The sequence below is a fragment of the Streptomyces nigra genome (assembly GCF_003074055.1).
Lineage (GTDB): Bacteria > Actinomycetota > Actinomycetes > Streptomycetales > Streptomycetaceae > Streptomyces > Streptomyces nigra.
In genome coordinates, this window is sequence record NZ_CP029043.1 from 4,853,099 (window position 1) to 4,874,976 (window position 21,878).

At 71.0% G+C, this 21,878-nt stretch carries 19 protein-coding genes; 12 read left to right on the plus strand and 7 right to left on the minus strand.

Going from position 1 to position 21,878, the window contains the following annotated elements; all coding sequences use genetic code 11:
- Window positions 1-27 precede the first annotated feature (27 nt).
- Genes DC008_RS22610 through DC008_RS22620 form a run of 3 tightly spaced genes read left to right on the plus strand, consistent with a single transcriptional unit; the run spans window position 28 to window position 3,250 of the window.
- Window positions 28-1,005, plus strand: coding sequence for an ABC transporter permease (locus DC008_RS22610; RefSeq protein ID WP_055621839.1), 978 nt, complete (start codon window positions 28-30; stop codon window positions 1,003-1,005).
- Between the two features lie 10 nt (window positions 1,006-1,015).
- The gene (locus DC008_RS22615) at window positions 1,016-2,077 is read left to right on the plus strand and encodes an ABC transporter ATP-binding protein (protein WP_108708517.1); all 1,062 of its coding nucleotides are present in this window, start codon (window positions 1,016-1,018) and stop codon (window positions 2,075-2,077) included.
- A 27-nt stretch (window positions 2,078-2,104) separates the two neighbouring features.
- Entirely contained in the window at window positions 2,105-3,250 is a 1,146-nt protein-coding gene (locus DC008_RS22620; protein ID WP_108708518.1) for an ABC transporter ATP-binding protein, read from the plus strand.
- Between the two features lie 72 nt (window positions 3,251-3,322).
- Here the strand turns inward: DC008_RS22620 and DC008_RS22625 are convergent, their stop codons facing one another.
- From DC008_RS22625 to DC008_RS22650, 6 genes are read right to left on the minus strand one after another with little or no spacing between them, the layout of a single operon-like run.
- Entirely contained in the window at window positions 3,323-4,300 is a 978-nt protein-coding gene (locus DC008_RS22625; protein ID WP_108708519.1) for an ABC transporter ATP-binding protein, read from the minus strand.
- Window positions 4,297-4,476: a hypothetical protein gene (locus DC008_RS22630; RefSeq protein ID WP_108708520.1), complete on the minus strand. Its 180-nt coding sequence runs from the start codon at window positions 4,474-4,476 to the stop codon at window positions 4,297-4,299. Before DC008_RS22630 ends, DC008_RS22625 begins: the two co-directional genes overlap by 4 nt.
- Entirely contained in the window at window positions 4,473-5,447 is a 975-nt protein-coding gene (locus DC008_RS22635) for an ABC transporter ATP-binding protein (protein ID WP_108708521.1), read from the minus strand. Before DC008_RS22635 ends, DC008_RS22630 begins: the two co-directional genes overlap by 4 nt.
- Window positions 5,444-6,388 carry an ABC transporter permease gene (locus DC008_RS22640; protein ID WP_108708522.1) on the minus strand — a complete coding sequence of 315 codons (945 nt, stop codon included), beginning with the start codon at window positions 6,386-6,388 and terminating at the stop codon, window positions 5,444-5,446. Before DC008_RS22640 ends, DC008_RS22635 begins: the two co-directional genes overlap by 4 nt.
- Entirely contained in the window at window positions 6,385-7,434 is a 1,050-nt protein-coding gene (locus tag DC008_RS22645) for an ABC transporter permease (RefSeq protein WP_108708523.1), read from the minus strand. The genes DC008_RS22640 and DC008_RS22645 overlap by 4 nt, the downstream gene beginning before the upstream one ends.
- Window positions 7,435-7,437: 3 nt before the next feature.
- On the minus strand, window positions 7,438-9,261 hold the full coding sequence (locus DC008_RS22650) for an ABC transporter substrate-binding protein (RefSeq protein ID WP_108708524.1): 1,824 nt from the start codon (window positions 9,259-9,261) through the stop codon (window positions 7,438-7,440).
- A gap of 315 nt (window positions 9,262-9,576) precedes the next feature.
- Between DC008_RS22650 and DC008_RS22655 the strand changes: the two genes are divergently transcribed.
- Genes DC008_RS22655 through DC008_RS22675 form a run of 5 tightly spaced genes read left to right on the plus strand, consistent with a single transcriptional unit; the run spans window position 9,577 to window position 15,124 of the window.
- The gene (locus DC008_RS22655) at window positions 9,577-11,199 is read left to right on the plus strand and encodes a peptide ABC transporter substrate-binding protein (RefSeq protein ID WP_108708525.1); all 1,623 of its coding nucleotides are present in this window, start codon (window positions 9,577-9,579) and stop codon (window positions 11,197-11,199) included.
- Between the two features lie 7 nt (window positions 11,200-11,206).
- On the plus strand, window positions 11,207-12,130 hold the full coding sequence (locus DC008_RS22660) for an ABC transporter permease (protein WP_108708526.1): 924 nt from the start codon (window positions 11,207-11,209) through the stop codon (window positions 12,128-12,130).
- The gene (locus DC008_RS22665; protein ID WP_108708527.1) at window positions 12,123-13,115 is read left to right on the plus strand and encodes an ABC transporter permease; all 993 of its coding nucleotides are present in this window, start codon (window positions 12,123-12,125) and stop codon (window positions 13,113-13,115) included. Before DC008_RS22660 ends, DC008_RS22665 begins: the two co-directional genes overlap by 8 nt.
- 7 nt (window positions 13,116-13,122) lie before the next feature.
- A complete protein-coding gene (locus DC008_RS22670; RefSeq protein ID WP_108708528.1) occupies window positions 13,123-14,097 on the plus strand; it encodes an ABC transporter ATP-binding protein in 975 nt (324 codons plus the stop codon).
- Window positions 14,090-15,124, plus strand: coding sequence for an ABC transporter ATP-binding protein (locus DC008_RS22675; RefSeq protein WP_108708529.1), 1,035 nt, complete (start codon window positions 14,090-14,092; stop codon window positions 15,122-15,124). The genes DC008_RS22670 and DC008_RS22675 overlap by 8 nt, the downstream gene beginning before the upstream one ends.
- Window positions 15,125-15,244: 120 nt before the next feature.
- Here DC008_RS22675 and DC008_RS22680 read toward each other — a convergent pair whose 3' ends face one another.
- Entirely contained in the window at window positions 15,245-17,365 is a 2,121-nt protein-coding gene (locus DC008_RS22680) for a prolyl oligopeptidase family serine peptidase (RefSeq protein WP_108708530.1), read from the minus strand.
- Between the two features lie 174 nt (window positions 17,366-17,539).
- Here DC008_RS22680 and DC008_RS22685 point away from each other — a divergent pair, with 174 nt between their 5' ends.
- The 4 genes from DC008_RS22685 (at window position 17,540) to DC008_RS22705 (ending at window position 21,734) form a co-directional block, all read left to right on the plus strand.
- Window positions 17,540-17,734, plus strand: a complete 195-nt coding sequence (locus DC008_RS22685) for a hypothetical protein (RefSeq protein ID WP_003992731.1) — start codon at window positions 17,540-17,542, stop codon at window positions 17,732-17,734.
- 278 nt (window positions 17,735-18,012) lie between these two features.
- Window positions 18,013-18,870 (plus strand): N-acetyl-1-D-myo-inositol-2-amino-2-deoxy-alpha-D-glucopyranoside deacetylase, encoded by an 858-nt coding sequence (gene mshB / locus DC008_RS22690; protein WP_108708531.1) that lies wholly within the window; start codon window positions 18,013-18,015, stop codon window positions 18,868-18,870.
- Window positions 18,867-19,268, plus strand: a complete 402-nt coding sequence (locus DC008_RS22695; protein WP_108708532.1) for a DUF6113 family protein — start codon at window positions 18,867-18,869, stop codon at window positions 19,266-19,268. Before mshB ends, DC008_RS22695 begins: the two co-directional genes overlap by 4 nt.
- 156 nt (window positions 19,269-19,424) lie before the next feature.
- Window positions 19,425-21,734, plus strand: a complete 2,310-nt coding sequence (locus DC008_RS22705; RefSeq protein WP_208645955.1) for a hypothetical protein — start codon at window positions 19,425-19,427, stop codon at window positions 21,732-21,734.
- Window positions 21,735-21,878 lie beyond the last annotated feature (144 nt).

A 21,878-nucleotide genomic window follows, 5' to 3' on the forward strand; every position in this document is an offset into this window, starting at 1 on the left:
CCGCCGTCCTGAGAGCAGCTGCCTGCCATGCTTCAATTCCTCATCCGCCGGACATTCGGCGCGGCGCTGATTCTGCTGTTGATCAGTGCGTTCACGTTCTTCATGTTCTTCGCCATCCCGCAGGACCCGGCCACTCTGGCCTGTGGAAAGAACTGCACTCCGGACGCGCTGGCGATCATTCACAAGAACCTCGGCCTCGACAAGCCGGTCACCGTCCAGTACTGGACGTTCCTCGTCGGCATCTTCGCCGGCCGTGACTTCGCCGTCGGCCACTGCGCCGCCCCCTGCTTCGGCGTCTCCTTCGCCAACAACCAGAACGTCTGGGACACGATCGTCGACCGCTTCCCGCTGACGCTCTCGCTGACCGTCGGAAGCCTCCTGGTCTTCCTCTTCCTCGGCCTCGGCGCCGGTCTGCTGGCCGCCAAGAACCGCGGCACCTGGATCGACAAGCTGTTCAGCTCCGGCTCGCTGGTCGTCAGCTCCCTGCAGATCTACTTCCTCGGCCCGCTGGTCCTGCTCGCGCTCGTCTACAGCACCGGCTGGCTCGAGAAGCCGAAGTACGTGCCCTTCTCCGAGGATCTCGGCGGCTGGTTCATGGGCCTGCTGATCCCCTGGGTCGTCATGGCGACCATCTTCACCGCCAACTACACGCGTATGAGCCGCTCCTCGATGATCGAGCAGCTCCAGGAGGAACACGTCAGAGCCGCGCGTGCCAAGGGCATGTCGGCCAACTACACCTTCTTCCGCTACGCGTGGCGCGGCTCCCTGATCCCGATCGTCACCATCCTCGGCATCGACCTGTCCTCCCTGCTCTCGGGCGGCATGGTGACCGAACTGACCTTCGGCCTGGCGGGGCTCGGCCGGCTCGCTCTCGAGTCCGTGACCAACAAGGACCTGCCGATGCTGATGGGCGTCATGCTGGTCAGCGCCGCGCTCATCATCGTCTTCAACCTGATCGTGGACGCCCTGTACGCCGTCATCGACCCGCGCGTGCGCCTGTCCTAGGAGAACCACCGTGACCACTCAGACCAAGCCTGAAGAGGCCGCTGCTCCCGCCTCGGGGGACGCCTTTCTCTCGGTGCGCGACCTCAAGGTCCACTTCTCCACCGAGGACGGCATCGTCAAGGCGGTGGACGGGCTCTCCTTCGACCTCGAGCGCGGCAAGACCCTCGGGATCGTGGGCGAGTCCGGTTCCGGCAAGTCCGTGACCAACCTCGCCGTCCTCGGTCTGCACAACCGCAAGACGACGACGATCGACGGCTCCATCACGCTGGACGGCCAGGAGCTGACCGACGCCAGCGAGAAGAAGCTGGAGACGCTGCGCGGCAAGAAGATGGCGATGATCTTCCAGGACGCGCTGACCGCCCTGTCGCCCTACTACACGGTGGGCCGGCAGATCGCCGAGCCGTTCATGAAGCACACCGGCGCCTCCAAGCGGGACGCCCGGGTGCGTGCCATCGATCTGCTGGAGAAGGTCGGCATCCCGCACCCGCAGCAGCGCGTGGACGACTACCCGCACCAGTTCTCCGGTGGTATGCGCCAGCGCGCCATGATCGCCATGGCGCTGGCCTGCGACCCGGACCTGCTGATCGCCGACGAGCCGACCACCGCGCTCGACGTGACCGTGCAGGCGCAGATCCTCGACCTGCTCAAGGACCTGCAGCAGGAGTTCGGCTCCGCGATCATCATGATCACCCACGACCTCGGCGTGGTCGCCAACATGGCGGACGACATCCTCGTGATGTACGCCGGCCGGGCCGTGGAGCGCGGCACGGTGCGCGAGGTGCTGAAGACGCCTCAGCACCCGTACACCTGGGGCCTGCTCGGTTCGATGCCGCGGCTGTCCTCGAGCGTCGACGAGCCGCTGCTGCCGATCCCCGGCTCGCCGCCGTCCCTGCTGAACCCGCCGTCGGGCTGCCCGTTCCACCCGCGGTGCGCGCACACCGACAAGGTGCAGGGCGGGCTGTGCGCGGGGGAGCGGCCGGCGCTCGCCGCCGGGCGTGCCGCCGCCTGCCACCTGACGGGGGAGCAGCGGCAGCAGGTCTTCATCGACACGATTCAGCCCCGGCTGGGCTGAGCGGAAACCGGCGACTGGGGCATCACCATGAGCGACAAGAACAACACGACCACGGCGGTCGCCGACGCCGTCCCGCAGCAGCGGGGCAGCGACGAGGCACCGCTGATGAAGGTCAGCGGACTGACCAAGCACTTCCCGATCAAGGGCGGCTTCCCGATCCGGCGCACCGTCGGCCACGTCAAGGCCGTCGACGGCGTGGACTTCGAGGTCTACCCGGGCGAGAGCCTCGGCCTCGTCGGTGAGTCCGGCTGCGGCAAGTCGACCACCGGCCGGCTGCTGACCCGGCTCTACGAGCCGACCGCGGGCACCATCGAGTACAAGGGCCAGGACATCAGCCGGGCCGACCGCCGCAAGCTGGCGCCGATCCGGTCCGAGATCCAGATGATCTTCCAGGACCCGTACGCGTCGCTGAACCCGCGGCAGACGGTCGGCACGATCATCTCCGGCCCGATGGAGATCAACGGGATCAACCCTCCCGGCGGCCGCGAGAAGCGCGTCCGTGAGCTCCTGGAGATCGTCGGTCTCAACCCGGAGCACTACAACCGCTTCCCGCACGAGTTCTCCGGCGGCCAGCGCCAGCGCATCGGCGTCGCGCGCGCCATCGCGCTGGAGCCGAAGCTGATCGTCGCCGACGAGCCGGTCTCGGCCCTCGACGTGTCGATCCAGGCCCAGGTGGTGAACCTGCTGCAGGAAGTGCAGCGGGAGATGGGCATCGCGTTCGTCTTCATCGCCCACGACCTGGCGATCGTCCGGCACTTCTCGGAGCGCGTCGCGGTCATGTACCTCGGCAAGATCGTCGAGATCGCCGACCGTGACTCGATCTACAACGGCCCGCGGCACCCGTACACGCACGCGCTGCTGTCCGCCGTCCCGGACGCCGACATCGACGCGACCAAGCGGGAGCGCATCCGGCTCGCCGGCGACGTGCCCTCGCCGATCATGCCGCCCTCCGGCTGCCGCTTCCGCACCCGCTGCTGGAAGGCGACGGAGAAGTGCGCGACGGAGGAGCCGCCGCTGCTGCACATCGAGGGCAGCAAGCCCGGTCACCTGACCGCGTGCCACTACCCGGAGGAGCCCACCATCGCGGACCGGGGCGAGGACGTCGTCCTGGACGCCGGCCTCAAGGCCCTGGAGGGTGTCTCCGACCACGACGGGCCGGTCTCCAAGAGCTGACCCCTGGTCACACGCACGAGGACCGGGGTGCGAGCGCCGCAGCAGGCGCTCGCACCCCGGTCCTCGTGCGTGTCAGGCCGGTGCCGTCGCCCGCGCCCAGTGACAGGCCACCTGGGCGTGCGGGCCCCCGTCGAGGATCTCCGGGTCCTCGGTGCGGCAGGCGTCCGCCACCCCCGCCCGCTCCGCCTCCCCGCTCGCCAGCACCGGGCAGCGGGCGTGGAAGCGGCAGCCGGGCGGTACCCGTGACGGGTCCGGCGGCTCCCCGCTGAGGATCACCGGATCACCGGGCGCCTCCGGCAGGACCGACAAAAGCGCCCGTGTGTACGGGTGCCGCGGTGCCGTCAGGACCTGCTCGACGTCCCCGGTCTCCACGATCCGGCCCAGGTACATCACCGCCACCCGGTCCGCGATGTTCCACGCCAGCCCCAGATCGTGCGTCACCACCAGCGCGGACAGCCCGAGTTCGGTGCGCAGGCGCAGCAGCAGGGCCAGGATCTCGCCCCGCACGGAGGCGTCCAGGGAGGCCACCGGCTCGTCCGCGACGAGGAGTTCGGGCGCGAGGACCAGAGCGCCGGCGATGACCACGCGCTGGCGCTGCCCGCCCGACAGCTCGTGCGGATAGCGCAGGAAGAACCGCTCGGGCGGCCGCAGCCCCGCCCGGGACAGCGCCCCGGCCACCGCCGCACGCTCGTCGCCGGTGTACCCGTGGATGCGCAGCCCTTCCGCCACCGCCTCGTACACGGTGTGCCGGGGGTTCAGGGAGCCCGTCGGGTCCTGGAGGACGAGCTGGACACGGCGCCGGTACGCCTTGAGGGCGCGCGCGTCGGGCCGTACCTCCTCCCCGTCGAAGACGACCCGCCCGCTGGTCGGCCGGACCAGCCCGAGCAGGGCGCGGGCCAGGGTCGTCTTGCCGCAGCCGGACTCGCCGACCAGGGCGACGATCTCCCCGGCACCGATGTCCAGTTCGACCCCGTCCACCGCACGGGCGGGCGGGGCGCCGTGCCTGCCGGGGAACGTGACGTGCAGGTCCCGTGCGCTCAGCAGGGTCATGTTCCGCTCCTCGCGTCCTGGGCCGCGCCCACGTGCACACACGCCGCCCGTCGGCCCGTGCCCGAGAACCGCAGGGCCGGATTGTCGGCCGCGCAGGAGTCACACGCGCAGGTGGGCGGGGCGCCGTGCCTGCCGGGGAAGGTGACGTGCAGGTCCCGTGCGCTCAGCAGGGTCATGTTCCGCTCCTCGCGTCCTGGGCCGCGCCCACGTGCACACAGGCCGCCCGCCGGCCCGTGCCCGAGACGCGCAGCGCCGGGTCGTCGACCGCGCAGGACTCCAGCGCGACCGGGCAGCGGGGGTGGAAGGCGCACCCGGAGGGCAGGTCCGACGGGTCCGGCGGGTCGCCGGGCAGACCGCGCGGGGCGAACCGGGACGCCGGGTCGCCGATCCTCGGGAACGCCTCCGACAGCGCCCACGCGTAGGGGTGCCCGGCGTCCTCGTACACCGTGCGCGCCGGGCCCTCCTCGACCACCCGGCCCGCGTACATCACCGCCATCCGGTCGCAGGTCTCGGCGAGGACGGCGAGGTCGTGGCTGATCGCGACGAGCCCGAGCTCCTGCTCGGCGACGAGCCCCTCGATGAGCCGCAGGATCTGCGCCTGGATCATCACGTCCAGCGCGGTCGTCGGCTCGTCGGCGACGACGAGGCGGGGGTCGCAGGCCAGCGCCATCGCGATCATGACGCGCTGGCGCTGCCCGCCGGACAGCTCGTGCGGATACGCCGAGGCCCGCGCCGCCGGGAGCCCGACCTGCTCCAGGAGTTCCCCGGTGCGCCGGCGGGCGGCGGCCGGGGTCGCCCTGCGGTGCAGCAGGATCGGCTCGGCGATCTGGTCCCCGACGCGGTGCACGGCGTTCAGCGAGTGCATCGCGCCCTGGAAGACGATCGACGCCCCGGCCCAGCGCACCGCGCGCACCCGGCCCCACCGCATGGTGAGGACGTCCTCGCCGTCCAGCAGGACCTCGCCGCCGACCCGGGTGCCGGGCGGCAGCAGCCGCAGCAGGGCGAGGGCGAGCGTGGACTTGCCGCACCCCGACTCCCCGGCGATGCCGAGCTTCTGCCCGGCCTCCAGGCTCAGGTCGACCCCGCGGACGGCGGCCGCGCCGCCCGGGTAGGTCACCTCCAGGTTCCGGACCTCGAGGAGTGTCAACGGGCCACCCCCAGCCTGGGGTTGAGGACGGACTCCACCGCGCGCCCGCACAGCGTGAACGCGAGCGCGACGCCCGCGATCGCGAGGCCGGGCGGCACCAGGTACGACCAGTTCCCGGAGCTGACCGAGCCGGCCTCCCGGGCGTCCTGGAGCAGCCCGCCCCAGGACACGACGGTCGGGTCGCCCAGCCCCAGGAAGGCGAGCGTCGCCTCGGCGAGGATGGAGGAGGAGATCATCAGCGTCGTCTGGGCGAGGACCAGCGGCATCACATTGGGCAGGACGTGCCGGACCATGATGTGCCGGTGCCCGCCGCCCAGCGCCCGGGCCCGCTCGATGTACGGCCGGGCCTCCACGGCGAGGGTCTGCGCCCGCACCAGCCGGGCCGTGGTCGGCCAGGATGTGACACCGATGGCCAGCACGACCGTGGCCAGCGAGCGGGACATCACGGTGGCCAGCGCGATGGCGAGGACCAATGTCGGCATCACCAGGAACCAGTCGGTGATCCGCATGACCACCGTGGCGTACGCGCCCTTGAAGTGGCCCGCGGTGATGCCGACCAGGGTGCCGATCGCCACCGACAGCGCGGCCGCGAGCAGCCCCACGAGCAGCGACACCCGGGACCCCCACACCACCAGGCCGAGCAGGTCCCGCCCGAACCGGTCGGTGCCCAGCCAGAACTCGCCGCTCGGGGTCTCCAGCGGCTGTCCGGGCGCCCCGGTCACGCTGGACACGTCGGAGCCGACGGTGAGCGGCGCGGTCAGCGCGGCCAGCGCGAACAGGGCCAGCGCGGCCAGCCCCACCAGTCCGGCCCGGTGGGTGCGGTACTCCCGCCAGAAGCGCGCGGCGGACGCACGGCGCCGGCGTCGGGCGAGCGTCCGCGCGCTCGGCGCCTTCGGGCCGGCACCCCGGTCCGTCACCGGCTCCCCGGTCCCGGCCGTCATCGGCCCACCCGCGGGTCGAGCAGCGGGTACACGAGGTCGGCCAGGGTGTTCATGACGATCACCGTCCCGGCGAAGAAGAGGAACAGGCCCTGCACCAGCGGCAGGTCGGGCACGCTCAGCCCCTGGTAGAACAGCCCGCCGAGCCCCGGCCAGGAGAACACCGTCTCGACCAGGATGACGCCGGCGACGGTCCGGCCGAGGTTGACGAAGACGAGGGTCACGGTCGGCAGCAGCGCGTTCGGCACGGCGTGCCGGCGGCGCACCTGGTCGTCGCGGAGCCCCTTGGCGCGGGCCGTCGTCAGATAGTCGCCGCCCATCTCGTCCAGCAGCGCGGAGCGGGCCACCAGCAGCGTCTGGCCGTACTCGACCGCCACCAGCGTGACGACGGGCAGGACCAGGTGGTGGGCGACGTCGAGGACATGGGCGAATCCCTCCTCGCCGCCGGACTCCATGCCGCCGGTCGGGAACAGCCCGGGGACCGGGCCGATGCCGACGGCGAACACGATGATGAGCAGCAGGCCCAGCCAGAACGACGGCACGGAGTACAGGGTGAGCGCCAGACCGGTGTTCAGCCGGTCGCCGAGCCCGCCGTGCCGCCAGGCCGAGCGGGTGCCCAGCACGATGCCGAGCAGGGTGAACAGGACGAAGGCGGTGCCGGTGAGGAGCAGCGTGTTGGGCAGCGCCTCGGCGATCTTGTCGGTGACGGGCGCGTGGAACTGGTACGACGTCCCGAGATCGCCGGTGAGCGCCTTGCCGCAGTACTCGGTGAACTGCTGCCACAGCGGCAGGTCGAGCCCGAACTCCTCGCGGTAGGCGGCCATCTGCTCGGCCGAGACGGGCCGGCCGCCGGTCATGGTCTTGACCGGGTCGCCGGGGATCAGCCGGAACAGGAAGAACCCGGTGACGAGCACGGCGAACAGGGAGACGGCGGCGCCGCCCACCTTGCCCGCGCCGTAGCGCAGATAGCGCGTGGTGGTGCGCGCCCGCGGTCCGGGGCCCGCGGGCGCGGCGGCCTTCACGGCCGCGGTGAGGGGTGCGTCGGTCATGCGCTACTCGCGGTCCTCGGCGGTGGACCGGCGGCGCAGCGCGAAGAAGACGCCCGCGCCCGCGAGGACCACGACACCGGCGACGATGCCGACGACGATGCCCGTCGAGCTCGAGCCGCCGGAGTCCCCGCCGTCCGCCGGGGTGGCCGACCACCAGCTCCAGTAGCCGTCCTGTCCGTAGATGTTGCCCGCCTTCTCGGGCATCGTCGTGATCGAGGCGATCTGGTCCGTTCGGTAGGCCTCGACGGCGTTCGGGTAGGCCATGACGTTCATGTACCCGAGGTCGTACAGCCGGGACTGCATCTGCTTGACGAGGTCGGCGCGCTTGGCCGGGTCGTACTCGGCGAGCTGCTTGGCGTACAGCTCGTCGTACTGCTTGTCGCAGATGAAGTTGTCGGTGGCGCCGGTGTCCTTCGGGGTGGCGGGCAGCGCCGCGCAGGTGTGGATCGACATCACGAAGTCGGGGTCCGGGTTGACGGACCAGCCGTCGAAGGCGAGGTCGTAGGTGCCGGCGAGCCAGGGGTCGGTGACGTTGTCCAGGCAGTTAAGGGTGACGTCGATGCCGAGGTCGCCCCACCACTCCTGGAGGTACTGTCCGATGGCCTTGTCGTTGGGGTCGGTGGCGTGGCAGAGCACGCGGTAGTCGAGCGGCTTGCCGTCCTTGCCGAGGCGCTTGCCGTCACCGTTCTTCTTGTACCCGGCCTCGTCGAGGAGCCGGGCCGCCTTCGCGGGGTCGTAGGCGAGCTCCTGCCCGTCCGACGGCTCCCAGAAGTACGAGCCGAAGCGCGGCGGTATGTAGCCCTCGCCCTGTACGGCGTATCCCTGGAAGACCTTGTCGATGATCGTCTTGCGGTCGACGGCCATGAACAGGGCGTGCCGCACCCGTTCGTCCAGCAGCGACGGATGGCCGTCGCCGAGTTTCTCGCCGTTCTTCGCCCGGGCGCCCGGGTTGACGGCCAGCGCGTAGAAGCGGCGGCCGGGGGCGTCGTTCACCTTGATGTTCTTCTCGCTCTTCAGCGAGGACGCCTGGGCGGGAGTGAGGGAGGGCGACCCGGAGACGAAGGAGACCTCGCCCTTGCGCAGGGCGGCGACGGCCGCGTCCTGGTCCTTGTAGTAGCGGAAGACCAGCTCGTCGAACTTGGGCGCCCCCCGCCAGAAGTTCTTGTTGGCCTTCAGCCGCACATAGCTGTCGGGCTTGTAGTCGGTGAGGATGAATGGCCCGTTTCCGACGATGGGGAACTTCTTGTCGTTGTTGAACTCCGAGTAGTCGTCGACCTTCTCCCAGACGTGCTTCGGCACGATCGGCACGTCCAGGGCCGTCATCGTGGCCTGCGGCTTCTTCAGCTCGATGACCAGCTTGGTGGGGCTCGGGGCGGTCACCTTGCGGAAGTTGGCGACGAAACTGCCGTTGGCCGTCGCCGCGTCCGGGTCGGTCATCATCGTGTTGAACGTCCACGCCGCGTCCTCGGCCGTGGCCCGCTTCCCGTCCGACCACGAGGAGTTGGAGCGGATCGTGTAGGTCCAGGTCAGCTTGTCCGGCGACGACGTCCACTTGGTGGCCAGGGCGGGGATCGCCCGGGCGTCCTCGGGGTCGTAGTTGGTGAGGTACTCGTACGTCAGCCGGTGGATGCTGGTGCTCAGGAGACGCTGGGCGAGGAACGGACTCAGTGAGTCGACGCTCTGTGCGACTGCGACGGTGAGGACCTTGTCGCCGTCCGCGGCCGCCGCCTGCTGCGGCACCAGTCCGGCCGCCAGCGTCAGGGCGGCGGCTCCGGTGGCGGCGACCAGGCGCCGCCGTGCTCTGCCGTGCTGCTCAGAAGTACTCATGGTGGTGACCTCGCGTCATCGCTTGCAGAGGGACGGCCTGTTGGACTGTCAGCGCGTTCATGCGCACGTCAACGGCGCATGAAACCCCATGTGGCCTGCGGAAACAACGAAGTGATGAGATTGAGACAGCCAGTGGTCCAGACCGCTGAAGCGGCCCTGGTCGTGGCGTGACGCCCTGACGGGACCGTGCCGCCGAACGGGCCAACCCCGCCCCCGGATGGCCTCCGTGCGCATGCGCCGCCGCCGCGCGGCTGCCGATAGTGGCTGCCAGAGCATGGCGTCGACCAGGGCGCCGCGGTCACGAGGAGGCACCCGATGCGCGCAGCCAGGCACGCCCGATGGGCCGCGGCCGCGATGGTCGTTGCGCTCGCGACGACCGCCTGCGGAGGCGGCGCCGACGCCGGGGAGGGCGGGGCGGTGCTCAGCTCCTCCTGGACGGACCCGCAGAACCCGCTGGAGCCGGCCAACACCAACGAGGTGCAGGGCGGCAAGGTGCTGTCCATGATCTTCCGGGGGCTGAAGCAGTACGACCCGAAGACCGGCGAGGCGAAGAACATGGTCGCCGAGCGCATCGAGACGTCCGACTCGCAGCACTTCACCGTCACCCTGAAGGACGGCTGGACGTTCAGCGACGGCGAGAAGGTCACCGCGAAGTCCTTCGTCGACGCCTGGAACTACGGCGCGAGCCTGGAGAACAACCAGAAGAACGCCTACTTCTTCAGCTACATCGAGGGCTACGACCAGGTCCACCCCGAGCAGGGCGAGCAGCGCGCGAAGACCATGTCCGGCCTGAAGGTCGTCGACGAGCGGACCTTCACGGTCACGCTCAGCCAGAAGTTCTCCGGGTTCCCGGACACCCTCGGCTACAACGCGTTCGTCCCGCTGCCCCGGTCGTTCTACGAGGACCACGCGGGCTGGCTCGCCAAGCCCGTCGGCAACGGGCCGTACACCGTGCAGTCGTACACCAGGGGCTCGGAGATGCGGCTGGTGCGGTGGGACGCCTACACCGGGCCCGACGCGGCCCGCAACGACGGCGTCACCCTGAAGGTCTACACCGACAACAACACCGCCTACACCGACCTGATGGCCGGCAACCTCGACCTGGTCGACGACGTCCCCGCCCAGCAGCTGAAGAACGTCCGCGCCGACCTCGACGGCCGCTACCTCAACACCCCGGCCGGCATCATCCAGACCCTGTCCTTCCCGCACTACGACAAGCGCTGGACCGGCCCCGGCGCCGACAAGGTCCGCAAGGGCCTGTCCCGGGCCATCGACCGTGAGCAGATCACCCGGACCATCTTCCAGGGCACCCGCACCCCCGCCACCGACTGGACGTCCCCCGTGCTCGGCGCCGAGGGCGGCTACAAGGCGGGGCTGTGCGGCGAGTGGTGCGCGTACGACGCCGCCGCGGCCCGCAGGCTCATCGAGGAGGGCGGCGGGCTGCCCGGCGGTCAGGTCAAGATCACGTACAACGCCGACACCGGGTCCCACAAGCTGTGGGTGGACGCCGTCTGCAACTCCATCAACAACGCCCTGAACGACGACAAGGCCTGCGTCGGCAACCCGATCGGCACCTTCGCCGACTTCCGCAGCAAGTCCACCACCCAGAAGATCGCCGGGCCGTTCCGGGCGGGCTGGCAGATGGACTACCCGCTCACCCAGAACTTCCTCCAGCCGCTCTACTACACCAACGCCTCCTCCAACGACGGCAAGTGGTCCAACGAGGAGTTCGACCGGCTCGTCGACCGGGCGAACGCCGAGACGGACCCCGCCAAGGCCGTGAAGCTGTTCCAGCAGGCGGAGGAGGTCGTCCGCGACGAGATGGCGGCCGTCCCGCTCTGGTACCAGAACGGCAGCGCCGGCTGGTCCGAGCGCCTGTCCGACGTGACCCTCAACCCGTTCAGCGTCCCGGTCTACGAACAGATCAAGGTCGGCTGAGCCCGCCATGGGACGGTACGTCGTCCGGCGCCTGGTGCAGATGGTCCCGGTGTTCATCGGGTCCACGCTGCTGATCTTCCTCATGGTGAACGTGATGGGCGACCCCGTCGCGGGCCTGTGCGGCGATCGCCGGTGCGACCCGGCGACGGCCACCCGGCTGCGCCAGGAGTTCGGCCTCGACCAGCCCGTGTGGCGGCAGTACCTGACCTACATGGGGAACGTGTTCACCGGGGACTTCGGGACCGCCTTCAACGGGCAGGAGGTCACCGAGCTGATGTCCACGGCCTTCCCCGTCACCCTCCGGCTGACCATCGTGGCGATCTGCTTCGAGATCCTCATCGGCGTCACCCTCGGCGTCCTCACCGGGCTGCGCCGCGGCCGCCCCGTCGACACCGGCGTACTGCTGCTCACCCTCGTCGTCATCTCCGTCCCCACCTTCGTCACCGGCCTCCTGCTCCAGCTGCTGCTCGGCGTCGAATGGGGCTGGATCAGACCCTCGGTCTCCCCGGCGGCCCCCTTCGGCGAACTCCTGCTGCCCGGCCTCGTCCTGGCCTCGGTCTCCCTGGCCTACGTCACCCGCCTCACCCGCACATCCATCGCGGAGAACCGCCGCTCCGACTACGTCCGTACGGCCGTCGCCAAGGGCCTGCCCCGCCACCGCGTCGTCACCCGCCACCTCCTGCGCAACTCCCTCATCCCGGTCGTCACGTTCCTCGGCGCCGACATCGGCTTCCTGATGGGCGGGGCGATCGTCACCGAGCGGATCTTCAACATCCACGGCGTCGGCTACCAGCTCTACCAGGGCATCGTGCGCCAGAACACCCAGACGGTCGTCGGCTTCGTGACGGTCCTCGTCCTCGTCTTCCTGCTCTGCAACCTGGTCGTCGACCTCCTCTACGCCGTACTCGACCCGAGGATCCGCTATGCCTGAACAGCCGTTCCCGCCCGAGGGGGTGATCGCCGGCGGCGGCGCGATGGACCTGACCCCGACCGAGACGGGGACGGTACGGCCCCCCGACGGAACGGGCGAACCCGCCCCACCCGCGGCCGCCCGGCCCGAAGCCACCGACCGGCCCCGCAGCCTCTGGTCCGACGCCTGGCGCGACCTGCGCCGCAACCCCGTCTTCCTGCTCTCCGCCCTGGTCATCCTCTTCCTGGTCGTCATTTCCCTGTGGCCGTCCCTGATCGCCTCCGGCAGCCCCCTGAAGTGCGACCTGGCCCGCGCCCAGCAGGGCTCCGCGCCCGGCCACCCCTTCGGCTTCGACGGCCAGGGCTGCGACGTCTACACCCGCACCGTCCACGGCGCCCGTACGTCCGTCGTCGTCGGCGTCTGCGCCACGCTCGGAGTGGCCGTCCTCGGCTCGGTCCTCGGCGCGCTCGCCGGATTCTTCGGCGGCTGGTGGGACGCCGTACTGTCCCGCGTCACCGACGTCTTCTTCGCCATCCCGGTCGTCCTGGGCGGCCTGGTCCTGCTCTCGGTCGTGACCGCCGACTCGGTCTGGCCGGTGGTCGGTTTCATCGTGCTGCTCGGCTGGCCGCAGATCTCCCGGATCGCCCGCGGCTCGGTCATCACCGTCCAGCAGAACGACTACGTCCAGGCCGCCCGCGCCCTGGGCGCCTCCCCGACCCGCCTACTGCTGCGGCACATCGCGCCCAACGCGGTCGCCCCCGTCATCGTCGTCGCGACCATCGCGCTGGGCACATACATCGCCCTGGAGGCCACCCTCTCCTACCTCGGCGTCGGCCTGAAGCCGCCGAGCGTGTCCTGGGGCATCGACATCTCGGCCGCCTCCCCGTACATCCGCACCGCCCCGCACGCCCTGCTGTGGCCCTCGGGGGCGCTGGCGATCACCGTCCTGGCCTTCATCATGCTGGGCGACGCACTGCGCGACGCCCTCGACCCGAAGCTGAGGTGAGGACGCCGTGCTGCTCGACGTACGCGACCTGAAGGTGGAGTTCCGGACCCGGGACGGCATCGCCCGCGCCGTCAACGGCGTCAGCTTCGGCGTCGACGCGGGCGAGACACTCGCGGTGCTCGGCGAATCGGGCTCCGGCAAGTCCGTGACGGCACAGGCGGTGATGGGCATCCTGGACTCCCCACCGGGCCGGATCACCGCCGGAGAGGTCCTCTTCCAAGGCCGCGACCTCCTGCGGCTGAACGAGGACGAACGACGACGCGTACGGGGCGCCGGGATGGCGATGATCTTCCAGGACGCGCTGTCGTCCCTCAACCCCGTCCTCACCGTCGGCGACCAGCTCGGCGAGATGTTCGTCGTGCACCGGGGCATGTCCCGCAAGGACGCCCGCGCCAAGGCCGTGGAGCTGATGGACCAGGTCCGCATCCCGGGCGCCAGGGAGCGCGTGAAGCAGTACCCGCACCAGTTCTCCGGCGGAATGCGCCAACGCATCATGATCGCCATGGCGATCGCCCTGGAACCGGCCCTGATCATCGCCGACGAACCCACGACAGCCCTCGACGTCACCGTTCAAGCCCAGGTCATGGACCTACTGGCCGAACTACGCCGCGAGTACAAGATGGCCCTCGTCCTGATCACCCACGACCTGGGCGTGGTAGCCGACGTGGCCGACCGGATCGCCGTGATGTACGCGGGCCGGATCGTGGAGTCCGCACCGGTCCAGGACATCTACAAGGCGCCCGCCCACCCGTACACCCGGGGCCTGCTGGAGTCCGTCCCGCGCCTGGACCTCAAGGGCCGCGAACTGACCGCCATCAGCGGCCTGCCCCCCAACCTCACCCGCATCCCGCCCGGCTGCGCCTTCCACCCCCGCTGCCCGATGGCCCGCGACGTCTGCCGCACCGACGAGCCCCCGCTGTACGCGGTCTCCGAGACCCGCGGCAGCGCCTGCCACTTCCGGACGGAGTGCCTGCATGCCTGAGGCGATCCTCGAAGTCGAGGGACTGGTCAAGCACTACCCCCTCACCCGCGGCGTCCTGCTCCGCAAACAGATCGGCTCCGTGAAGGCGGTCGACGGCATCGACCTCACCCTTCACCGCGGCGAAACCCTGGGCGTCGTAGGGGAGTCCGGCTGCGGCAAGTCCACGGTGGCCCGCATGCTGGTAAACCTGGAACGCCCCACGGCCGGCACCATCCGCTACAAGGGCGAGGACATCACCGGACTCTCCGGCCGCGCCCTGAAGGCGGTGCGCCGCAACATCCAGATGGTCTTCCAGGACCCGTACACCTCGCTCAACCCCCGGATGACGGTGGGCGACATCGTCGGCGAGCCCTACGACATCCACCCCGAGGTGGCCCCGAAGGGCGACCGCCGCCGCCGGGTGCGCGAACTCCTGGACGTGGTCGGCCTCAACCCGGAACACATCAACCGCTACCCGCACCAGTTCTCCGGCGGCCAGCGACAGCGCATCGGCATCGCACGCGGCCTGGCCCTGCGCCCGGAGATCATCGTCGCCGACGAGCCGGTCTCCGCACTCGACGTCTCCGTCCAGGCACAGGTGATCAACCTGATGGCCCGCCTGCAACGGGAGTTCGGCCTCTCCTACGTCTTCATCGCCCACGACCTGTCGATCGTCCGCCACATCTCGGACCGCATCAGCGTGATGTACCTGGGACGCATCGTGGAAACCGGCGGAGACACCGCCATCTACGACCACCCGACCCACCCCTACACCCAGGCGCTGCTCTCCGCGGTCCCGGTCCCCGACCCGCAGGCCCGCCGCGAACGGATCATCCTCACCGGAGACGTCCCGTCCCCGACCCAGGTGCCGTCCGGCTGCCGCTTCCGCACCCGCTGCTTCAAGGCAAGGGACCGCTGCGCGGCCGAGATCCCGGTGCTGGCGGTACCGCAAAGCCTCCGTGGCCCGGCGGCCCACCCCTCGGCGTGCCACTTCGCCGAGGAGAAACAAGTCGTCCGTACCCCCACAAAGACCACCGAACCGCGTTAACACGCAGGCAACTTGACCGACCCGGTTCCGATATACGGACGCGCCAGGCTGAACACCGTACGGCCGTGCGGGTGCCGTAGACGGACCGGGGCGCCCATGGGCACCCCGGTCCGTTGCCGTCTACACGAGCCCGAGAGACCGCTTCAGGAAGTCGAGCTGGAGCAACAGCAGATTCTCGGCGACCTCCTCCTGCGGGGTCATATGGGTCACCCCGGACAGCGGCAGCACCTCGTGCGCGCGCCCGGCGGCGAGCAGCGCCGAGGACAGCCGCAGCGAGTGGGCGACGACCACGTTGTCGTCCACGAGGCCGTGCACGATCATCATCGGCCGGTGCGGTTCGGCCGCGTCGACCAGACCGGCGTCGTCGATCAGCGAGTTGCGCCGGTACACCTCCGGCTGCTCGTCGGGGTGCCCGACATAGCGCTCCTGGTAGTGGGTGTCGTACAGACGCAGATCGGTGACGGGGGCGCCGACGACGGCCGCGTGGAAGACGTCGGGGCGGCGCAGGGCCGCGAGGCCCGCGAGATAGCCGCCGAAGGACCAGCCCCGGATGGCCACCCGCCCGAGGTCGAGAGGAAACCGCTCGGCAAGACTCTCCAGGGCGTCGACCTGATCCTGCACCACGACCGCCGCGATGTCGTCCTTGACGGCCTTCTCCCAGGCCGGCGAGCGGCCCGGGGTGCCCCGCCCGTCGGCGACGATCACGGCGAAGCCCTGGTCGGCGAACCACTGGGAGGTCAGATGCGGGTTGTGGGCGGCGACCACCCGCTGGCCGTGCGGTCCCCCGTAGGGATCGAGCAAAACCGGGAGGGGGGTGTCACCGGCGTAGTCCCGAGGCATAAGCACGGCGCACGGGATGCGCCGTGCGCCCCCTTCGGTCAGCGTGAGCCGCGGAGTCACTCCGGGATCCTCGGCATGCGACCGGACCAAGCCAATCGCCTTGCCGTCGCGCAGCACCTGGACCCGGGCCCCGGCCCACTCCGGAGTATGCGAGACGAGCACGGTCAGACCTCCGGCCCGCACCGCCGTATGCACACCGGGCTCCTGCGACACACGCTCCACACCGAGTTCGTTCACCCGGTAGACATGCACTTCACCGATCTCGGATTCACTCGCCGAGGCCCCCGCAGAAGCCGAGACAAGCACATCGTCATCGGACACATCCAGAACGGCACGCACATGCAACTGCGCCCCGGTCAGCGGTCGTTCCCCGACCGCCAGAACCCGCGCCCCACCCTCGTCCGCGATCCGCACGAGATGACCGGACGGACTCCAGCACGGCACACCAGGGAAAAGTTCCAGCCATTGTGGATCTTCGTCGGCGTGCACCATCCGTGTAGCCCCCGTCGCCGGGTCCACGGCGAGGAACAGCTGGCTGCGCTGGTCGCGCGCCTGTACGAGCAGCAGCGGCGCCCCCGCCGCTGACCAGTGCACTCGCGCCAGATACGGATACCGGGCCCGATCCCAGGAGACCTCGACACGGGCCCCGTCCAACCCGACCACAAAGAGCCGGACCTCCGCATTGGGCGTCCCGGCCGCCGGATAAGCCACCTGCCGAGGCGCCCGCTCCGGATGAGCCGGATCGGAGATCCACCACCGCTGTACCGGCGTGTCGTCGGCCCGCGCCACCAGCAGCCGGTCCGACTCCGGACTCCACCAGAACCCCCGGTGACGGCCCATCTCCTCGGCGGCGATGAACTCGGCGAGCCCATAGGCAACGCCCTCCCCCTCCGGCTCGGCGAGCGTCCGATCACCGTCCCCCTCCGCACCGACCACCCGCAGCGCACCCCGAGCGACATACGCGATGTGCCGTCCATCCGGCGAGGGACGCGGATCGATCACAGGCCCCCGAACAGGCAGTTCACGAGCCGTCCCGACCCGCAACTCCGCCGCGAAAAGCCGCCCGGACAGGGCGAACGAGGCCAACTCGACGGCCGCGTCGGTGGCGTAGGAGACGACGCCGGCGCCCCCCTCACGGGAGCGTTCACGTCGCGCGCGCTCGTCGGTCGACAGCCTCTCCGAGGCCCCGCCCAGCAGGGCGCGCGGATCCGCCGCGACGCGCTCCCCGCCGTCCACCGTGTCGAACACCCACAGTGAACTCGCCGGGTCGGTACCGGAGGAGGAGCGCAGGAAAACAGCACGGGAACCGTCGGGCGCCACCGTGAACGCGCGGGGCGCTCCCAAGGTGAACCTCTGGGTGCGGGCGTGCCGCCTGGGGAAGGAGATCGGCTCGGTCGTCATGCCCCGACCATATTGGCCAGTGCGCCCCCTTGTGCGGCTGTGCGCCGACCGATGCGCACGTACGGATAGTTATGATCACTGTCGCATAGTGGGTATGAACCTGCTGGCTTGCTGCATGGATTTATCTGCCCCCATAGACCGACTTCCGCTTGGGATTCTTGGAGGTGAGCCGCCGTGGCACTCTCGATTTCGGCGGTGGTGCTGCTGGCGATCATCGTCTTCCTGTTGATCAAGAAGTCAGGTCTGAAGGCGGGCCATGCGATCGTCTGCATGCTGCTCGGCTTCTATCTGGCGTCCTCGACCGTCGCGCCCACGATCAGTGAGCTGACGACGAACATCGCGGGCATGATCGGCAGCATCAAGTTCTGAGCCCGGCGCCTCCCGACCCGGGGCCCGCACCCGCGTACGGCGGTGAGGGGACGGGGTGGGGGTTCCCGCCCGCAGCGTCCGGCGTCAAAGGGCAGCACGGGTCATCCGACCGAGCCGCCGGACCGAGGACGGACACCCCCCACCCCGTCCCCACCTCATGACCGCACCGCAGGCGCTCGGCGAACCCCACCGAGGCCGCAGTTGCGCCGCAGGCATCCCCAATCCCGCAGCGACCCACCCACCGGCGCCCACCGAGAACCCCTCGTAGGCTGTTCGGCATGACGGAACTGCCTGCCCGGCGCCTCCTCCTGGTGCACGCGCACCCGGACGACGAGTCGATCAACAACGGCGCCACCATGGCCACGTACGCGGCCGAGGGAGCGCACGTCACCCTGGTCACCTGCACCCTGGGCGAACACGGCGAGGTCATCCCCGCCGAACTGCGCCACCTCACCGGCACCGCCCTGGGTGAACACCGCCTGGGCGAGCTCGCCGCCGCGATGCGCGAGCTGGGTGTCGAGGACTTCCGTCAGCTGGGCGGTCCCGGCCGCTACGAGGACTCCGGGATGATGGACACCGCCGACAACGACGACCCCGCGTGCCTGTGGCAGGCGGACGTCGACGAGGCCGCCCGCGCCCTCGTGGACGTCATCCTCGAGGTCCGCCCCCAGGTCCTGGTCACCTACGACCCCGACGGCGGCTACGGCCACCCCGACCACATCCAGGCCCACCGCATCGCGATGCGAGGCGCCGAGCTGGCCGCAGCGTCCGGCTGGCGCATCCCCAAGATCTACTGGAACCGCGTTTCGCGCACCGCCGTGGACGAGGCGTTCGCCCGGCTCCAGGCGGATCTGCCGAGCCTGCCGTTCACCAAGTCCGCCACGGCGGCCGACGTACCCGGCGTCGTCGAGGACGAGCGGATCACCACCGTCATCGACGGTACCGAGCACGCCGCCGCCAAGGCCGCCGCGATGCGGGCACACGCCACCCAGATCGAGGTGTCCGGCCGGTACTTCGCGCTGTCCAACGAGCTGGCCCAGCCCCTGCTGACCACCGAGTACTACGAGCTGGTCCAGGGGCAGCCCGTCGGCGCCCCCGAGACCGACCTGTTCGCGGGGATCGAGGAGACGTCATGAGTTCGATGCTGGCCCGCCCGATCAAGAGCCCGACCCTGCCCAGGATCCTGGCCCACCTAGGCCTACTGCTGCTGGGCGCCCTCGTGGGCATCGCAGGCGCACTCCTGCAGCCCGCCTGGTTCCCGGGCGGCCTCCTGCTCGCCCTGGCAGGCGAGGCCGGCCTCCTCCTGGGCGCCGCAAGGGCCACCGGCAGCCGGGGCGGAGCCGTCGCCGCCGCCGCGGGCTGGGCGATCACCGTCATCCTGCTCACGGCCAGCCGCCCCGAGGGCGACTTCGTCTTCGGCACAGGAGCCTCCGCCTACCTCTTCCTGCTCGGCGGCATGGCCCTGGCTGTGATCTGCGCCACCCTTGCCCCACTACGGCAACCGGGTGGTGACGGGGTCCGACTTGGCAAGTGACGTACCACTTCTTCATACCGTGCACGTGCGAGTCCCGTGTGGGTTTCCCAGGCGGTCGTGGGATACGCGCCAGAAGTGGCCAGTATGGTGGTGCGCGCCGCCGAGCCGCCCGACGCAGTGAGGTACGGGCGGCGGAGCCAACCGGGAGAACCTGCCTTGAGTCGTGAAACTGACACTCCGTCCTCCGGGCCCGACGGGCGCGGCGGAGCCGCATACCCTTCGGGGACGCCGCCGTACGGGACCCCCGTGGCTTCCGACAGCGGCGCGGGCGCGGGCCGTTCGGGCGCGCCGGAGGAACGCAAGACCGAGACCACGCTGACGACCCGTATCCGGATCAACATCCCCGGATCACGGCCCATCCCGCCGGTCGTGGTGCGCAAGCCCGTCTCCGACAGCGGGAAGCCCGGCGCGGCCGCGGAGGCCCAGGCGCCCCAGGCGCCCCCCGCCCCCACCGCGGGCCCGGGTCAGGGCCCAGGCCCGACCCCGGCCCAGGCGGCCCCCGCGGAGCCGGCCGACCCCGCCCCGCCGGCGGAGGAGAAGGCCAGCGAGTGGTTCGCCCCGCGCAAGTCCCCGTCCGCCAGGGGCGGTCAGAACGGCGCGACGGGCAACCTCCCGACGGTACCCACGGGTTCGGCCGCCCCCAAGACCCCGCCCACCGGCCCCGGCGTCGGCCCCACCGGCCCCGGCGTGGGCTCGGTGAACGTGCCGGGCGCCCGCCCGGGAAGCGGCAGCACGTCCGGCGCCACCGGCACGGGCCTGCCCGGAGCGACAGGCGGCCCGGTCGCCCCCGGCCACGGCGGCGGCACGGGCTCCTTCGACGTCACGGAGGCCCTGGCGGCCGGCCCGCGAGGCGGCGCAGGCACGCGCCCCCCGACCGGCGAGGCCCGCCGCGACGACCTCCCGTACTTCTCGGGCGAAGGCCCCGGCACCCACGGCCGGAGCACCCCGAACGGCCGCCCGGGCCCGAACGGAACCGCCCCCCGGGGCGGCTACACCGGCCCCGGCAACGTGGACCCGTCCGCCGACTTCAACGCCCCGGACAGCCCCGGCGGCCCGGGCGGCATCGACGACTTCGGCCGAGGCGGCCCGGGCGGCGGCCACCAGGGCCCCGCAGGCCCCACGACGGGCCCCGTGACCGGCGACGGCCCGCGCGTGCCTCCCCTCGGCAACGGCGCCCCGGGCGCCCCCGAGCACCCCCGAGGCCCCATGGCCCCAGGCGGCGCCCCCGGCATCCAAACGGGCCCGGGCCGCCCCGGCCCCACAGGCCCCGGAGCGACCCCCAATGCGGCCCAAGGCCCCTTCCCGGGCGGCGGCCTGAGCGACGACACAGCGATCCTCACCCCCCAGAAGCACGCCCCCGACCCCGGCCACCCCCACTACGGCGTGGCGGACAACGTCTCCGGGCACACCGTCACCAGCGGCATCCCGGTCGTGACCCCCGGCCAGCAGGGAGCCCGCCCACCGGGCGCGGACACCCCCGAGCCGGCCACGTCGAGCACCCCGGCGGCCCGCGCGCCCAAGAAGAAGGGCCGCAGCAAGCTGGCCCTGGTCGGCGGCGGCCTGGTCGTCCTCGCGGGCGGCCTGTACGGCGCGGGTCTGCTGATGAACCACACCGACGTCCCCAAGGGCACCACGGTGCTCGGCGTGGACATCGGCGGCGGAACGCGCGACGACGCGGTCAAGAAGCTCAACGACGCGTTCGACGACCGGATCGGCAAGCCGCTGCAGCTGTCGGTGGGCGGGAGGACCGTCCCGCTGGACCCGGACAAGGCCGGCCTCCAGTTCGACATGCAGCAGACGGTGAGCGACGCCGCGAGCAGCGACTACAACCCGGTCTCCGTCATCGGCTCCCTGTTCGGCAACCAGCGGGTCGTCGAGCCGGTCATGCCCACCGACGAGGAGAAGCTGCACGCGGCCCTGCGGGCCGCCTCCGGCGGCTCCGGTTCGGTGACGGAGGGCACGGTCTCGTTCAAGACCGGCAAGGCGGTCGCCGTGTACGGCAAGCCGGGCGCCGGCATCGACGTCACGCGCTCGACGTCGGCCGTGGAGGCGGCGTACCGCACCCAGGTGGAGACAGGGCGCTCCCCGGCGGTGCGGGTCGCGACGACCACGCAGCAGCCGACGATCGCCAAGGCCGAGGTCGACCGGTTCATGAAGGCGTTCGCCGAACCGGCGATGGCCCAGAAGGTCACCATCCAGACGGACCCCGCGCACAGCATCCAGTTCGGTTCGCTGTCCCTGCCGAAGATCCTCGGAGCGAAGGCCGTCGACGGCAAGCTCGTCGACACCTACGACCTGAAGGCCCTCAAGGCGGCGTACGGCACCACGTTCGACGGGGTGCAGATCAACGGCGCCAGCGGCAAGCGGGACGTCCTGCCGCAGGACGTCGCCTCCGCCCTGCGCAAGGCACTGCGCGGCAAGACCCCGGCGGAGCGCACGGTCACGATCGACACCAATCCGAACTGATCGAGACCACCCCGAACTGATCGACACCAACCCGAACCAGCAGACAATACGGCAGCCCGGCCCAGGGGCACCCGGCGTATGCCGCGCCCCCTGGGCTGCCGTATGACATCTGTCATCCGCCACACAGGCCCGCAGGCACTACCC

Excerpts from the sequence above, each read along its gene's own strand:
- DC008_RS22665 (WP_108708527.1), top strand. The coding sequence starts at position 12,123 with ATGCCTGAACAGCCGTTCCCGCCCGAGGGGGTGATCGCCGGCGGCGGC.
- DC008_RS22655 (WP_108708525.1), top strand. The coding sequence starts at position 9,577 with ATGCGCGCAGCCAGGCACGCCCGATGGGCCGCGGCCGCGATGGTCGTT.
- DC008_RS22620 (WP_108708518.1), top strand. The coding sequence starts at position 2,105 with ATGAGCGACAAGAACAACACGACCACGGCGGTCGCCGACGCCGTCCCG.
- mshB (WP_108708531.1), top strand. The coding sequence starts at position 18,013 with ATGACGGAACTGCCTGCCCGGCGCCTCCTCCTGGTGCACGCGCACCCG.
- DC008_RS22630 (WP_108708520.1), bottom strand. The coding sequence starts at position 4,476 with ATGACCCTGCTGAGCGCACGGGACCTGCACGTCACCTTCCCCGGCAGG.
- DC008_RS22660 (WP_108708526.1), top strand. The coding sequence starts at position 11,207 with ATGGGACGGTACGTCGTCCGGCGCCTGGTGCAGATGGTCCCGGTGTTC.
- DC008_RS22625 (WP_108708519.1), bottom strand. The coding sequence starts at position 4,300 with ATGACCCTGCTGAGCGCACGGGACCTGCACGTCACGTTCCCCGGCAGG.
- DC008_RS22680 (WP_108708530.1), bottom strand. The coding sequence starts at position 17,365 with ATGACGACCGAGCCGATCTCCTTCCCCAGGCGGCACGCCCGCACCCAG.
- DC008_RS22675 (WP_108708529.1), top strand. The coding sequence starts at position 14,090 with ATGCCTGAGGCGATCCTCGAAGTCGAGGGACTGGTCAAGCACTACCCC.
- DC008_RS22650 (WP_108708524.1), bottom strand. The coding sequence starts at position 9,261 with ATGAGTACTTCTGAGCAGCACGGCAGAGCACGGCGGCGCCTGGTCGCC.
- DC008_RS22645 (WP_108708523.1), bottom strand. The coding sequence starts at position 7,434 with ATGACCGACGCACCCCTCACCGCGGCCGTGAAGGCCGCCGCGCCCGCG.
- DC008_RS22695 (WP_108708532.1), top strand. The coding sequence starts at position 18,867 with ATGAGTTCGATGCTGGCCCGCCCGATCAAGAGCCCGACCCTGCCCAGG.
- DC008_RS22610 (WP_055621839.1), top strand. The coding sequence starts at position 28 with ATGCTTCAATTCCTCATCCGCCGGACATTCGGCGCGGCGCTGATTCTG.
- DC008_RS22640 (WP_108708522.1), bottom strand. The coding sequence starts at position 6,388 with ATGACGGCCGGGACCGGGGAGCCGGTGACGGACCGGGGTGCCGGCCCG.